Annotated in this window: 10 protein-coding genes and 2 pseudogenes; 7 read left to right on the top strand and 5 right to left on the bottom strand. The window is 67.8% G+C overall.

The window, feature by feature from the left end; all coding sequences use genetic code 11:
* Positions 1-122: 122 nt before the first annotated feature.
* Positions 123-1,163, bottom strand: coding sequence for a homoserine O-succinyltransferase (locus CED_RS22790; RefSeq protein WP_084680817.1), 1,041 nt, complete (start codon positions 1,161-1,163; stop codon positions 123-125).
* 236 nt (positions 1,164-1,399) lie between these two features.
* Between CED_RS22790 and CED_RS25380 the strand changes: the two genes are divergently transcribed.
* Positions 1,400-1,699: a hypothetical protein gene (locus CED_RS25380; protein WP_083771072.1), complete on the top strand. Its 300-nt coding sequence runs from the start codon at positions 1,400-1,402 to the stop codon at positions 1,697-1,699.
* Positions 1,700-2,477: 778 nt separating this feature from the next.
* Positions 2,478-2,717, top strand: a pseudogene (locus CED_RS25375) (DDE-type integrase/transposase/recombinase); the annotation flags it as partial.
* Positions 2,718-2,757: 40 nt separating this feature from the next.
* Here CED_RS25375 and CED_RS14850 read toward each other — a convergent pair.
* A complete protein-coding gene (locus CED_RS14850; RefSeq protein ID WP_082456732.1) occupies positions 2,758-4,194 on the bottom strand; it encodes a DHA2 family efflux MFS transporter permease subunit in 1,437 nt (478 codons plus the stop codon).
* Between the two features lie 240 nt (positions 4,195-4,434).
* On the opposite strand from CED_RS14850, the gene CED_RS14845 reads away from it, so the two are divergent.
* Entirely contained in the window at positions 4,435-4,839 is a 405-nt protein-coding gene (locus tag CED_RS14845) for a helix-turn-helix domain-containing protein (RefSeq protein WP_011436436.1), read from the top strand.
* Between the two features lie 336 nt (positions 4,840-5,175).
* Here CED_RS14845 and CED_RS14840 read toward each other — a convergent pair whose 3' ends face one another.
* Positions 5,176-5,502: a putative quinol monooxygenase gene (locus tag CED_RS14840; RefSeq protein WP_011436437.1), complete on the bottom strand. Its 327-nt coding sequence runs from the start codon at positions 5,500-5,502 to the stop codon at positions 5,176-5,178.
* A gap of 322 nt (positions 5,503-5,824) precedes the next feature.
* Between CED_RS14840 and CED_RS14835 the strand changes: the two genes are divergently transcribed.
* On the top strand, positions 5,825-8,692 hold the full coding sequence (locus CED_RS14835) for an FAD-binding and (Fe-S)-binding domain-containing protein (protein ID WP_035911557.1): 2,868 nt from the start codon (positions 5,825-5,827) through the stop codon (positions 8,690-8,692).
* 74 nt (positions 8,693-8,766) lie between these two features.
* On the opposite strand, the gene CED_RS14830 is transcribed toward CED_RS14835, so the two are convergent.
* Positions 8,767-9,465, bottom strand: coding sequence for a GntR family transcriptional regulator (locus CED_RS14830; RefSeq protein WP_035911554.1), 699 nt, complete (start codon positions 9,463-9,465; stop codon positions 8,767-8,769).
* A 260-nt stretch (positions 9,466-9,725) separates the two neighbouring features.
* Entirely contained in the window at positions 9,726-11,441 is a 1,716-nt protein-coding gene (gene ctaD / locus CED_RS14825; RefSeq protein WP_035911551.1) for a cytochrome c oxidase subunit I, read from the bottom strand.
* Positions 11,442-12,150: 709 nt separating this feature from the next.
* Here ctaD and CED_RS14815 point away from each other — a divergent pair.
* The 3 genes and pseudogenes from CED_RS14815 to CED_RS26265 form a co-directional block, all read left to right on the top strand.
* Positions 12,151-12,711 carry an LGFP repeat-containing protein gene (locus CED_RS14815; protein ID WP_011436442.1) on the top strand — a complete coding sequence of 187 codons (561 nt, stop codon included), beginning with the start codon at positions 12,151-12,153 and terminating at the stop codon, positions 12,709-12,711.
* 310 nt (positions 12,712-13,021) lie between these two features.
* The gene (locus CED_RS21600) at positions 13,022-13,990 is read left to right on the top strand and encodes an IclR family transcriptional regulator (RefSeq protein WP_160172397.1); all 969 of its coding nucleotides are present in this window, start codon (positions 13,022-13,024) and stop codon (positions 13,988-13,990) included.
* A gap of 151 nt (positions 13,991-14,141) precedes the next feature.
* Positions 14,142-14,399, top strand: a pseudogene (locus CED_RS26265) (PEP/pyruvate-binding domain-containing protein); the annotation flags it as partial.
* Positions 14,400-14,439 lie beyond the last annotated feature (40 nt).

Here is a 14,439-nt window from a genome sequence, read left to right as displayed (position 1 = left end):
CGCCCTCGTCGTCCTGGCCGAGCAGGACGAGCGCTTCGCCTGTGCCGACCCGACGGGCGAGGTCCTCCGCGAAGCCCACGCCCTGGGCCGGCGTAACCGGCTCGGTGAAGCCGAGGATGCCGTCATCGATCACGCTCGCGGCCAGCATCGAGGCGAGGTCCGTACTGTACGGACGAACATCCGTTGGCCAGGACCAGGTCATCCTGGTGCCGTCCGGCGGCTGGTCGGGTAGGTGGGTCATTGATCCTCCCGGTGGATCCGTCGGCGACCCTGCGGATCCAGTTCGCGGTCATGGCGGTCGCCTCCNCGGTCCACCGCCGGGCGACGTCAGGCAGCGGCCCGACAGTGGGCAGCTGTGTGGCCAGCGTGGGAGAGCGCTGGCTGCGGGCGCGCCGGGCGAACGCGGCGAGCCGCCGGCTTGCGGTATCGGCCAGGTAGCCCTCCGGGATCGGCGGGTACGGCGCGTCAGGGTCCGTGAGGAAGACCCGGACGTCGCGGCGGTACTCCCGCAGCAGCATGTCGGGCAGGTACTCCGGGTGACCTTGGACGAAGACCTGACGGACCCCGTCCTGACTGGTCGCTACCGCCCAGTCAGAGCCACCGGTAAGCAGCTCCAGGCGCACGCCGCAGGCGACGAGTTCGTCACGGTCCACAGTGTTCCATCGGGAATGCGGCATGGTGACGACGTCGGGCAGCCCGACGGTGAGCGGGCCGCGTCGTGCGACGGTCTGATGGTCGAGCACGCCGACCCTCTTGTGTGCCAGTCGGCGGCGCTGCACGCCGCACATCTGGTGGAGGGCTAAATGCGCAGACAGACAGGAGAACACAGTGAAGAAATTCCGTCTCCGGCTGAGGTCGAGAATCCGCTCGATCACCGGATAGCCCGGGTCCTTCTCTGGGTGGGAATTCTGTGGCTGTGCGCCGGTCACCACCAGAGCATCGAATGATGCTATTCGCTGCCAATCGCTTCGTGACCCCGGAAGATGGGGATGGCTGGTCGTCGGGTCGAGGTCCACCACATCGACGTGGACTGCCACTCTGGCGCTGTTCGCCGCGTTTCTTATCAGCCGGTCGAACTGCTGCCCTCCTGTTCCTCGGCCGGTGGCCGCCATGAGGTCAACGACTCCGACACGGAGGGATCCATGAGGTGGCTTCTCCGGCATCTTTCCTTCCCCTGTTCGACCGCAAGAATAGCCCCGCGCCGCTGCTCGCGGCCAGCTGTCGACGTGTCAGTTAGTTGATATAAACATTGCGTGCCGCGCGGTCCTCGCCGCACATCATGACGCACGCATGATGAGAGATGACATGATCGTTTCCGTCGAACATGTCACCCCACTCACGATGTGGATAGGCGCACCGGTTCTTCGCGCGGGCGGTCTGGTCGCCCGACCGGGTCGGCCTGGCACTCGCCCGCGTCGTCGTCGACCGGCTGCTCCCGGCCGGGCCGCTGACTGTCGTGGTCGATGACACCCTGTTCCACCGGGCGGGGAAGAAGGTGTGGGCCGCCGGCTGGTTCCACGACGGCTCCGCGAAGGGGCAACCGGCAGGTCGGCTTTGGCGACAACTGGGTCATCGTCGGCCTCGTCTTCTCTTGATCACTTGTTGGCTCCCGCGACCCCAGTCGGCCGCCGCGACACCGATCGCCCCAGTTCCGCGTGCGCGCGTAGTTGATATCGATTTCAGGATCAACCTTCCGTAAACAGAAATGACCGGCACGCGTCTCGCTATGGTCGACCAGTTTTCGATCATCTGCGACTCGATCGACGCCAAGACCAGGATCGACGAAGGTGGATGAAGTGAACGATAGGCAAAATCAAGATCTGTTAATTAAGTGGCACTAGTGGAGGTCTGCGGTCCAAATTTCCCTCTTGCTCCACAATGGGGAGCCTACACCCAGCCTTCATGAACTCTCAAGCCCTTTGGCTGAAGGTGCGGAAATTTGTTGGCAAGCAGTCCGGGCGGTCGCGGTAGGGACCGTCCTTGCCCTCTCTGTCGGGGTTGAGTGAGACACCCTCGTGGGTGTGAGCTGGCTACGGAGGGCGTGATCGGAGATCCATGATGTTCATGGAGCCTGAGTCGCAGGAGGCTCCGGCCGGGTCACCGCAGGCGCGGGACCCGGCGCCGCGTCCGTCGCGGCGGGNGTTCAGCACGGCGTACAAGCTGCGGATCGTCGCGGAGTACGAGAACGCCCCGCACGGCGAGAAGGGNGCGATCCTGCGCCGGGAGGGTTTGTTCTCCTCGCATGTGGTGGAGCGGACCCGGGCACGTGACGCGGGGGCGCTGGGAAGAGCAGGCGTCCCGGCCCGCGCTCCGGGGAAGAATCCGGGGAAGTCGGCGGAACAGATCGAGTTGGAGCGTCTGCGCCGCGAGAACGAACGGTTGAAAGCGAAACTTGCGACGGCAGAAACCGCGCTGGCTTTTATGGGAAAAGCACGCGCTCTCTCTTGCGGCAGGTCTCCGAGAGAGCGGACTCCGAGTACCGGATCGTCCGGGCGGCGGGGCAGACCAGGGAACGCCGTGCGCAGGCGACCCACCCGCCGCGGGTCCGCCCCGAGCTGTCCGCGACCGGACCGTCACAGGTCTGGTCGCGGGATATCACCGCGTTGAAAGGACCCGAGAAAGGCGTCTGGTACCGGCTGTACGTCATCATCGATATCTACTCCCGGTATGTGACCGGCTGGCTTGTCGCTGCCGCCGAGGACGCGGTGGTCGCGAAGGATTTCCTTCTACCCCGTCCCCGACGGCTGGCCCCGGCGGTTACTGTCCCGCGGCCGGCACCCCCGCCGGCTGCGTCGGGTCGTCGGTCTCGGCTGGGTGGGCGTCGGCGGTCCGTGCGCTGTCGGCGGCCCGCGACTGGCCGGGCGGGCGCAGGACGAACAGGGCGACGAGGACGGCCGCGGCGACCAGGGCCGCGCTCACCGCGTAGGCGAGGTGGAACCCGCCGGTGAGGGCGGTGGTGGTGCTCCTGCCGTGGTCGAGCAGCGAGTCGGTGCGGGAGGCGGCAAGGGTGGCCAGGATCGCGGTGCCGAGCGCGGCGCCGATCTGCTGGGTGGTGTTGGCCACCCCGGATGCGACGCCGGCCTCGGCGGGGTCGGAGACCGCCATCGCCTGGCCGATCAGTGCGGGCATCGCCGCGCCGAAACCGATACCCAGCAGGACGAACACCGGGGCGATGTCGCTCGCGTAGCTGCCGTCAGCCGGTAGCCGGGCCAACAGTAGGAGCGCCGCGGCGACCAGCAGCAGCCCGACGACGATCACCGGCCTGGGGCCGAACCGGGTGTTCAGCGGCGACGCGAGGCCCAGCGAGACGGCCGCGATGGTTAGCGGGGCCGGCAGGAACGCCAGCCCGGTGCGCAGCGCGTTGTAGCCGAGCACGTCCTGCAGGTACAGGGCGGTGCAGAACTGGTAGCCGAACAGGCCGGCCACCATCAGGGTCAGGATGATGTTCGCTCCCCCGACCGCGCGGGAGCGGAAGATGCGCAGCGGCAGCAGTGGCTTGGCCGCTCTGGCCTGGCGGCCCACGAAGGCGGCGAGCAGGAGCAGCGAGGCGGCGAGCGACCCCAGCGTCCCGCCGTCGCTCCAGCCGTCCGCCCCGCCCCGGACGACGGTGTAGACGCCGAGCATCAGCCCGGCGGTCACCAGCCCGGCGCCGAGAACGTCCGCGCTCTCGCGCAGCCCGAGCCCGGCGATCGGGGGCAGCACCCACAGGGCGAGCACCACCGCGAGGACACCCAGCGGCACGTTGACGTAGAAGACCCACGGCCAGCTGAGACTCTTGGTCAGCACGCCGCCGAGGATGAGCCCGATCGATGAGCCGGCCGCGGCGACGAAGGCGTAGCAGGCCAGTGCCTTGGCCCGCTCCCGGCTGTCAGGGAAGATCGTGACTATCATGCCGAGTGCCACCGCGGAGGCCAGCGCCCCCCCGGCGCCCTGCAGGAAGCGGAACGTGATCAGGAGGCCGCCGGTGTTGGCCAGGCCGCAGGCCAGCGAGGCTGCCGTGAACAGGCCGAGCCCCCCGATGAAGACGGGCCGGCCGCCCAGCAGGTCACCCAGCCGCCCGGACAGCAGCAGCAGGCCAGCAAAGGCGATCAGGTATCCGTTCACAACCCAGGCCAGGTTCGCCTGGGAGAAGCCGAGGTCCTGCTGGATGGTCGGCAGCGCGACCGTAACGATCGAGCTGTCCAGGATGGCCATCAGGTTGCTGGTGCAGAGCACCCCGAGGGCGAGCCAGCGGGACGGGAGCGCCGGGGGCGGGGCCGGGGGAGTCGAGTCGGTCAACAGTCTTCCTTGACGTCGAGGAGGCCGGACGGGCCGCGGCGGCGGGCCGGTCGCGGCCGCCAGCCAGGTGCGGCGGTTCCAGCCGCCGCATGGGGCATGCCTTGTTACGGAAGCCATCATGTGTGACTGTGGGAGTGGCCGGAAGGAGGCACTTTCATGTTTCAGGGGAACAGCGATGTGATCGACTCCCCCGGCCACGAGGCCGAGGCCTGCACCGTCTTGGAGGTGCTGAACCGGATCAGTGGCAAGTGGGCCATCGGCATCCTGCTGCGGATCAGCGACGGACCGGTCCGGTTCACCGAGCTGCAGCGGTCGATCAGCGGCATCAGCCGGCGGATGCTCACCCTCACACTGCGTAACCTGGAACGTGATGGGCTGCTGACGCGGGTCGTCTACCCCACGGTGCCGCCGAAGGTCGAGTACCAGGCCACCGATATGGCCCGGGAGCTGTATGCCACGCTGCGGACGCTCACATCGTGGGCCGAACGGCACCGCGACGACATCGCCGTGGCCCGCGCGGCCTACGACCGCAACCACGGCCCCCAGGGTGGGGTCGAGTAGAGCACCCTGGAGGCCATGATGCGAAGATGCATCCGAGTATGACGCTGGGTGACTGTCGCTGGGCTGGAGCGATCCCGTCCGGATGCCAGTCCTGGAACAGGGCAGCCCGTACACCATGCGCCAGTGCCCGTACTGGGCGGGAACGTCCCGCTACGGTGCCCCGGTCCGCGTCCGCCACCGAATTCCGTCGATCAACTGCCGGCGTGTCCACGTCGGCGGCTGACCCGGTCTCTTCCTCATGCCGATACGCCGGACCACGGGAATAGCGGCGTCTGGTTGGATGTCACGGAGGTTTCCGACCGGGGCTCCGCCTGTCGTCGCCGGCGGCCCGACCGATCAGTCGGACACAGCGAGTTCGCCGAGCTCCGACCAGTCGTCCTGCTCCAGAACCGTGTTCACGATGCGCGGCGTCTCGGCGAGGTACTTCGGCAGTGTCTGCCGGGCGGCCCTGAAGTGGTCGGACTGGACGTGCGCGGCTCCGGCGTCGCCATCCTGGAATGCCTCGACCAGTACGTACTCGGTCGGGCTCTCAATGTTGCGGGACCAGTCGAACCATTTGCAGCCCGGCTCAGCGCGGGTCGCCTCGGTGAACGCCCGTGAGATCTCCGGCCACTGGTCGGCATACTCCGGCTTGATCCGGAACTTGGCGGTGATAAAGATCATTATAGACCCTTTCCGAGCTCATGGCTCTTGCTGTGGGCGACGGACCGCCTGGGGTACCGAGCTCCAATGACTGTCTCCACACCATCGACGACGGGTGGCCCCCACGCTCGGCACCTCGCCCATGGTCGTAGCAGTCACAGCNGCCACGGGCAGTCTCGATTTGAGAAATTTCGGGGTCTGCCGCGGGTTCGTGATCAGGGCTCGATGCGCTGGGTGGCAGGGACGCTGGGTGGCAGGGACGCCGTAGGGCAGCCGAGGTGTCACGACGCAGTGTGGGCGAATGTATACTTGTCAGACTTTCCTTGTCCGGGGAGGGCAGGCAATGAGTCTTGAGGGGCGTCCCACCGGCGCGGAGGTAGCGGGGAGCCGCGGCGGACCTGGCCAGGGGCCGGCCGTGGCAGGCAGCCCGGTCCTGCGCTACGCGATGGCGCGGGATGCGTCGCACTATCACCTGGTGCCCTCCGCGGTGGAACGTGTTGCCGGCGTGGGCGATGTGGCGGGGCTGTTTGCGAGATGCCGGCGGAGTGGTTCGTACCTGACGTTCCGCTCGGGCGGAACGAGCCTCAGCGGCCAGGGCGTCACCGACGGGATCCTGGTCGACGTGCGACACGGTTTTCAGTCGGCCGAGGTGCTCGACGGTGGTCACCGTTTGCGCGCCGAGCCTGGCGTGACCGTCCGTGCGGCCAACGCGCGGCTGCGTCCGTACGGGCGGAAGCTCGGCCCCGACCCAGCGAGTGAGGTCGCCTGCACCCTGGGTGGAGTCATTGCCAATAATTCCAGCGGAATGGCCTGCGGCACCGGGCAGAACGCCTACCAGACGCTTGAGGCGATGACCGTGGTGCTACCCAGCGGATCCGTGATTGACACCGGTGCGCCGGACGCGGATGAACGGCTGCGCGCACTGGAACCCGATCTGTATGCGGGCTTGCTGCGGCTCCGCGAGCGGATCTGCCGCAACCCGGCGTCCGTGGCGACGCTGCGTCGGCAGTTCTCAATGAAGAACACGATGGGCTACAGTCTCAACTCGTTTCTCGACTACGAGCGTCCCGTCGAGATCCTGGCCCATCTGATGGTCGGTAGCGAAGGCACGCTCGGGTTCGTCGCCTCGGCCACGTTCCGGACGGTGGAGCTCTTTCCCCACGCCTCGACCGGCTTGGCGGTGTTTCGTGACCTCGCCACCGCGACCGCCGCGTTGCCCGAGCTGGTCGACGTGGGGTTCGCGACGATCGAACTGATGGACGCTCGGTCCCTTGCCGTTGCGCAGACCCTCGGCGCGACACCGGCTGAGATCGGCTCGCTGGAGGTGCGTGACCATGTTGCGCTCCTGGTGGAGCTGCAGGCAGCGACCACCGAGGAGCTTGCCGACAAGGTGTCCGGGGCCGGCGGCGTGTGCGATGGGCTCGAGATCGAGTCGCCCCTGGAGTTGACCTCGGACCCGTGGCGCCGAAAGGACCTGTGGCATGTGCGCAAGGGTCTCTATACGGCCGTCGCGGGAGCGCGCCAGGCGGGGACCACGGCGTTGCTGGAGGATGTGGCGGTTNCNGTGCCGCACCTGCGGGCAGCGTGCCAGGAACTCACGAAGCTGTTCGACGCGCACGGCTATCAGAACAGTGTCATCTTCGGCCATGCCAAGGACGGCAATATCCATTTTATGCTCACCGAGACCTTCCGGGATCCCGCGCGGNTGGAACGCTACCACGCATTCACCGAGAAAATGGTTGAGCTGGTGCTCGAGCACAAGGGGACGCTCAAGGCGGAGCATGGCACCGGCCGGATCATGGCGGGGTATGTCCGTCGCCAGTACGGCGATGAACTGTATGACGTCATGACGGAGGNGAAGCGGCTGTTCGACCCGCTGGGAATCCTCAACCCGGGGGTCGTGCTGTCCGACGATCCTCGCTCCTATCTGCGCAATCTCAAGGATGTGCCGACGGTCGGCTACGGCGCGGACATGTGCGTGGAGTGCGGGTACTGCGAACCGGTCTGCCCGAGCCGGACGCTGACCCTGACTCCTCGGCAGCGGATCGCCCTGCTGCGGGAGCGTGAGGCCGCGCGGCGGGAGGGAGACGAGGGGCTCGCCGATGAGCTGTCCGCGGCCTACCGCTATGACGTGGTCGACACCTGCGCGGTCGACGGTATGTGCCAGACCGCTTGCCCTGTGCAGATCAACACCGGATCACTCGTGCGAGAGCTGCGCGCCGAGAGGGTGAACAAGGCCGAGGACGCGCTGTGGCGCTCGGCGGCCCGCCACTGGGGGGCGACCACCACACTGGCTGGGAAGGCGCTTTCTGCCGCCGCCGCACTGCCGCCGACGTTGCCGACAGCCGCGGCCTCCCTGGCCCGCAGAACGTTGGGCACCGACAGGATGCCTCAGTATGACGCCTCGCTGCCCCGCGGTGGGTACCGGCGCCGGGCGGTCGCGGCTGCCGCAGAGGCGTGCGCCGTGTACTTCCCGGCGTGCGTCGGGGCCATGTTCGGCTCGTCGTCATCCAGCGGCGGGGTCATGCCCGCGATGCTGACGCTGTGCGCGCGTGCCGGGGTAGCGGTACGGGTACCCAGGGGTATCGCGTCGATGTGTTGCGGTATGCCGTGGAAGTCGAAGGGTCTCAGGGGTGGCCACGAGGTCATCGGGGCCAAGGTCCTGCCGGCGCTGCTCGCGGCGACTGACGGCGGCCGCCTGCCGGTCGTGTGCGACGCGGCGTCATGTACAGAAGGTCTGGAGGAGCTTCGCGCCGAGGCAAAGCGGCTTGGCGGCGCCTACGAGGCACTTCGTTTCGTGGACGCGCTCGAATTCGTGCGCGCCGAAGTCGTGGGCCGCCTCTCGGTGACCCGCCGGGTGGCGTCCCTGGTACTGCACCCTACGTGCTCGACCGAGCGGCGGGGCACCACGACTTTACTCAGGGAACTCGCCGAGCTGGTCAGCGACGAGGTGGTCGTGCCGCTGGACTGGAATTGCTGCGCGTTCGCCGGTGATCGCGGACTTCTGCATCCCGAGCTGACTGCGGCGGCGACGCTGAACGAGGCACGTGAGGTCAACTCCCGCGCCTTCGAGGTGCATGCGTCGGCCAACCGGACCTGCGAGATCGGAATGTCACGCGCAACGGGGCGCGAATACGTCCACATTGTCGAGGCGCTGGAGTACGCGACTCGCCCGATCCGTGATTCTGCCCATCCAGGCGGTGCCGGCTGAGAACGTGACGTGTCGGAGAACGCCGATCGACGACTTCCCGTGACCTTGATGGATGCGCGACCCGAGCGAACGTGTCACCCGCGCGCCGTCGCGGCTTCGTACGCGAAGTCCGCCTCCGGGCCCGGTTCGGCGCCGAAAGCGCCCGCGAGTCTCTCTCGCGCGCGGGAGAGGTGTTTGTGGAGTAAGATCGTTGCCGCGTCCTGATCGCCGGTCACGATCAGCTCAAGCAGGCGAGCGTGCTCGCCGTAGATTGATTCCGCGCTCAGCAGCGCCCGACCCTGCACCTGCGACATGCACAGCCGGACTTCACCGGCGAGTTTGTGGTACATGCCGCTGATGCGGGGGCTGGACATCGAGTCGACGAGGCTGATGTGAAACCGCATGTCGGGCTCGACGATCGCGATCTGAGGGCCATTGATCACCGACTTGATCTCGTCATTGGCCATCTGGGCCTGCGCGGGAACGCGGCGGGCCGCGGCGAGCAGCCGGAGTGGCTCNCNCTCGANGNAGTAGCGCGNGTTGTAGATGTCGCGAACGTCGTCCGGGCCGAGCTCGGGGACCCGGGCGACCTTGTGACTGCCGCGGACAAGGAGACCGGCCGCGACCAGCTTCTCGATTGCCGCCTTCGCGGTCGGGCGAGCGACATCGTACTGGGTGGCGACGCCTACTTCGGTCAGCGCCTGGTTGCTGCCGATAGTGCCGCTGAACAGCTCGGTGCGAAGATTTTCGACCACCGCGTCTATGAGCGATACCGGCTGTACAGGGCGGCGCATCACCCAGTCACCTTCCAGTACATGCGAGTCAGGCGGGTTGGTGACCCTCATGGAATCAACACGAGCTAGCCGAGATTACAACCGTCGGTCGTCGTAGCCCCGCGCGGTCTCGACCTCGGTGGGCGCACCTCACGGCGGGCCGCATCGGCCAGCAGCGCCGTGAACCGGACCAACCCATGAGGGCCGGGGCCTGTCAGGGCTGAACCGCCCCGGGCTCTTGAGAGCCCGGGGCGGTTCACCCGCCCACGTGAGCCGCGTTCTCAGGTATTCAGCTCCGGGGTGTCGTGGGTCGGGGTGAGCTCGGGGGTGGCGTGGTAGTCGACCGCGCCGGCCGCCTGCGGGTAGTGCAGGTCGAAGGCGGGCCGCTCGGAGCAGATCCGCGGTAGCGAGGTGAAGTTGTGCCGCGGCGGTGGGCAGGACGTCGCCCATTCCAGCGAGTTGCCGAAGCCCCACGGGTCGTCCACCGTCACGATCCGACCCTTCCGGTACGACCACCACAGGTTGTACAGCAGCGGCAGGGTCGACAGCGCAAGCAGGGAGCTGCCAGCGGTGGCGATGGTGTTCAGCGTGGTGAAGCCGTCGTCCGGGCCGTAGTCGGCGTATCGGCGCGGCATGCCCTTGACGCCGAGCCAGTGATCCACCAGGAAGGTCAGGTGGAAGCCGAAGAACATCGTCCAGAAGTGCACCTTCGCGAGCCGCTCGTTCAACATCCGGCCGGTGACCTTCGGGAACCAGAAGTACACCCCGCCGAAGCCGGCGAACAACAGGCCGGCGACGACGTAGTGGAAGTGGCCGACGACGAAGTAGCTGTCCGAGACGTGGAAGTCGATCGGCGGGCTGGCCAGCAGGACACCGGTCAGACCACCGAACAGGAACGTCACCAGGAAGCCGACGGCGAACAACATCGGCGCCTCGAAGGTGAGCTGTCCGCGCCACATCGTGCCAATCCAGTTGAAGAACTTGACCCCGGTTGGCACCGCGATCAGGAACGTCAGGAAAGCGAAGAACGGCAGCAGCGCCGCGCCGGTGACGTACATGTGATGCGCCCACACGGCGATCGCCAACGCCCCGATGCCGATGGTCGCGTAGACCAGTCCCTTGTAGCCGAACAACGGCTTGCGGGAGAACACCGGGATGATCTCCGTTATCATCCCGAAGAAGGGCAGGGCGATGATGTACACCTCGGGATGCCCGAAGAACCAGAACAGGTGTTGCCAGAGGACTGCGCCGCCGTTACCCGGGTCGAAGATGTGCGCGCCGAACCGGCGGTCGAACTCCAGGGCGAGCAGCGCGGCCGCGAGCACCGGGAAGGCGACCAGAACCAGGATCGAGGTCACCAGCAGGNTCCAGCAGAAGATCGGCAGCCGGAACATCGTCATGCCGGGCGCCCGCAGGCAAAGGATCGTCGTGATGAAGTTGACCGCGCCCAGGATGGTACCCAGACCGGAGACGGTCAGACCCAGCACCCACAGGTCACTGCCGATGCCCGGCGAGTAGGCAGCGTTCGACAGCGGCGTATAGGCGAACCAGCCGAAGGAGGCGGCGCCGTTCGGCGTAAGGAAGCCCGCGGTGACCGTCAGGCTGCCGAACAGGAACAGCCAGAACGACAACGCGTTCAGCCGTGGAAAGGCCACGTCAGGCGAGCCGATCTGCAGCGGGATCAGGTAGTTCGCGAACGCGAACGCGATCGGCGTCGCGAACATCAGCAGCATCAGCGTGCCGTGCATCGTGAACACCTGATTGTACTGCTCGTTCGACAGGTACTGCAGGCCCGGTCGGGCGAGCTCGGCCCGGATGAGCATCGCCAGGATTCCAGCGAACGCGAAGAATACCAGCGAGGTCATGAAGTACAGCAGCGCGATGTCCTTGTGCGACGTCGTCCGCAGGTACTGCGCCAGGGTTTTCACAACCCTGGGCGGGAGCTCGCCCGCCGGCGGGTCCGTGTGCCCGGCCGGCCTATCGTGCACAAGTGTCACATTCCGCTCCCGATGGTGTTGCCGCTGCCAGCGGTGGTGCGCGCGGCCCCGGCGTCGGGTGTCACGACCGCCGCCGGGCAGCCAACAGTGAATGTGTCATTACCGTCGGCGCGGACGGGTCCGCCGAATAGACGGCCCCACGCCGCGCGGCTCGGCGCACCGGCCGAGGAACCTGCCGGCACTAGTCACGTTATCCGCGCATCGGCCGCCGCGGCCCGGTCTGACGTCCTACATCCAGAGGCACTCCGGCACCCGGAGCGGGCGCAGAACGTCCTGCCCAGGCGGGTCCACCATTGGTGGAATCACCTTCTCGGCCGAGGCCGCCGCCACAGCGAAGGCCGCCCTGGCCACCAGTATGAGCGGCCGGGGCATCGCGTTCGGCATCCCGGTGGATCTCCCCGAGCTCCGTGCGCCACTCGTCGAGGTAGCGCAGGCCTCCGGGAAAGCCTCAGCCCGAAGCCGGCGGAGGTGAATCCCCGCCTGGTACCTGCGGTCCGCGTCGCGCAGGAAGGCGGTCCACCCAGTGGACCGACGTCTTACGCGACGCAGATCGCGAGCGTACTTTTGGGCGACGGGCTCTCGCGCGAACACCGCGAACACCGCGAACACCGCAACGTCGCGAACACCGCAACGTCGCATTCCCCAATGGCCGGGCCCCGAACATTCCCATCACCACAGTCCAACATTCCCGCTATCACAGGAGGAAGACATGTCCCTCGTCAGACGGATCCTCGTCATGCTGCTCGCGACGGCGGCAGCGGCGATCACCGTGGCCGGGCTCGGAACCACCGCCGCGTCCGCGGCCCCCGCCTGCAACCCGAAGCTGGCACCCTACGGACTCATCGGCGCACGCTGGAACCAGCTCGGCGGCCCCCGCAGTTACCTGGCCTGTCCGACCAGCGGCGAGCGCGACGTCTACTTCACCAACGGTGAATGGGCTGGCCGGCGGCAGAGGTTTCAGGGTGGGGAAATCACCTGGTCTCCCCGACAGGGGAAGCGGATGGTGATCACTGCGTGGGAGGCGAACGGTTACGCCCACGTGAGTTGGGGGCCCACCGACCCGTACCACTACGACAAGTTCATCGTCCGCTGGACCGCGTACGGCAACACCTGGCAGCGGGACGTGACCGGAGGGACATCCGGGCAGTTCCGCGTCGTGAGTGAGACCAACGGCGGCTACCAGTTCCTCATTGAGGGCTGTGACAACGGCGGCATCGGCGGGTCGAAGTGCCGCCAGGGCTGGACCCTGCCCACAGCCACCCGCCGTTAGCCACCGCAGGCCGCTGCCGGGCCGCGTGTCCGCGCCCATTGCCGTGTCCGCGCCCATTGCCGTGTCCGCGCCCATACAAACACCTGTGCTTCGATTGATGTCCTCCGGGTATCCGTCGACTTTGCTTGATGATCGAACGCGAAACTGCTCGGGCACTCCCGCCGGACGTCGGCTTCACGACATCGGGGAGCCGCATGAAGTCGTGAGACCAGCCGATCAAGTCTGGATAAAATCCGACGGAAGGCGAGGTTTTCCTCACTCAGGCAGCTACGTCATCGGGGGTGACCGGATGTCCGGATCCGGCGGACTGGTGGCGCGAACGCGCTCGCGTGGACCTGACGAGTGCACGGCCGAGGGGGCCCATGACCGGGCCCAGGACCGGACCAACTCGGCTGGTTCACCACAGGCGGCAGGTTCCGCCGAGCCCGCCGAGCATAGTGCGGCACCGCGCGCCGCTGCCGCTCGCGGGCCGGCGGCGCCCCGGGGACGCGGGGTACTCGAAGGCGCCTTCGACATTCTCGACGCTCTGTCCTGGTTCGACTCCGTCGGCCTGTCGGAACTCGCCAGGACCGCCGGGCTGCCCAAGACGACGGTACATCGGCTGGTCGAGCAGATGTGCGCGCTCGGGGTAGTCGATCGGGACAGCGGCGGCTACCGGATCGGCTCCGGCCTGCGCCGGCTGGCAGCCCCGGACCGTTCCCTGCACCGGCTGGCACGGATCGCCCGAGACCCGGTCGCCTCGCTCAGCGCGGCCACCCGTACGGCGATCGCCTTGGTCGTCCTGCGGGAGAGGCGGCTGGTGCTGGCCACCAGCGCCGCTGGGGACCGTGGGATCGACCTGCGGGGCAGCACGAGTTCGCTACGGCTCGACACCGCCGCCGGCCAGATGCTGCTTGCCTGCCAGCCGGAGCTGGTGCCGCCGCCCTCGATGTCCGAGCGGGAGTGGAAGCGGGCCCGTGCTGTCATCCGGCGCGAGGAGGCGGCGTTCGACCAGCAGGATCTTGTGGATGGGATCTGCTGCGTGTCGGTGCCGGTGCGTAGCCGTGACGGGGTTGTGGTGGCCGCGCTCACCGCCTTGGTAGTGGCCCAGCGCATCCCCGCCGGCCTGGTCGGGCGGATCCGGCACGCCGCGGGGCGGCTTGGCGGACGCCTCACCGGTCCGTTGGAGGGGCGTCCGCTTCCGTGTGGCGCGACTGACGACAAGCGGGCACGAGGCCGGCTGGTCCTGGTCGAGGACCGGTCGGACGTCCCCGGCGGGCAGGGACCGGGCGTAGCCTAGACTCGGACAGGTTCGGTAACCAGGGCTCCGGCAAAGTTGCTGGTTAGCAACTGAAGTTCATGATTGTCTGTAGGGGTCGTTCGGGGCGGCTGGCGTGGTGGCGGAGCGCCTGGGGGCGGGACCGTCACCGGCCAGCCCCCCGCTGTCCGGCGTGCAACCAGCCATCGAAGGGATCGCCATCCCGGGCGATCTCGCGGCGGCGATCATCCGCGCGCTCGCCCAGCTCGGCGGGCAAGCCGCGTATGCCGTCCGGTCCAGTGCGACGGCAGAGGACCTGCCGTCGGCCTCCTTCGCCGGCCAACAGGACACGTACCTGAACGTCGTGGGGCCGGCGGCGATCCTCCAGCACGTCAGCCGGTGCTGGGCCTCGCTGTTCACCGAGCGGGCCGTGACCTACCGCCAGCGCAACGTTGCCGGCCCCGAGGTCTTCGCGCTCGACGAACTGGGCA

The sequence above is a fragment of the Frankia sp. CeD genome (assembly GCF_000732115.1).
In the GTDB taxonomy this organism is placed as follows: Bacteria; Actinomycetota; Actinomycetes; order Frankiales; family Frankiaceae; genus Frankia; species Frankia casuarinae.
This window is presented reverse-complemented; position numbering and strand designations above follow the sequence as displayed.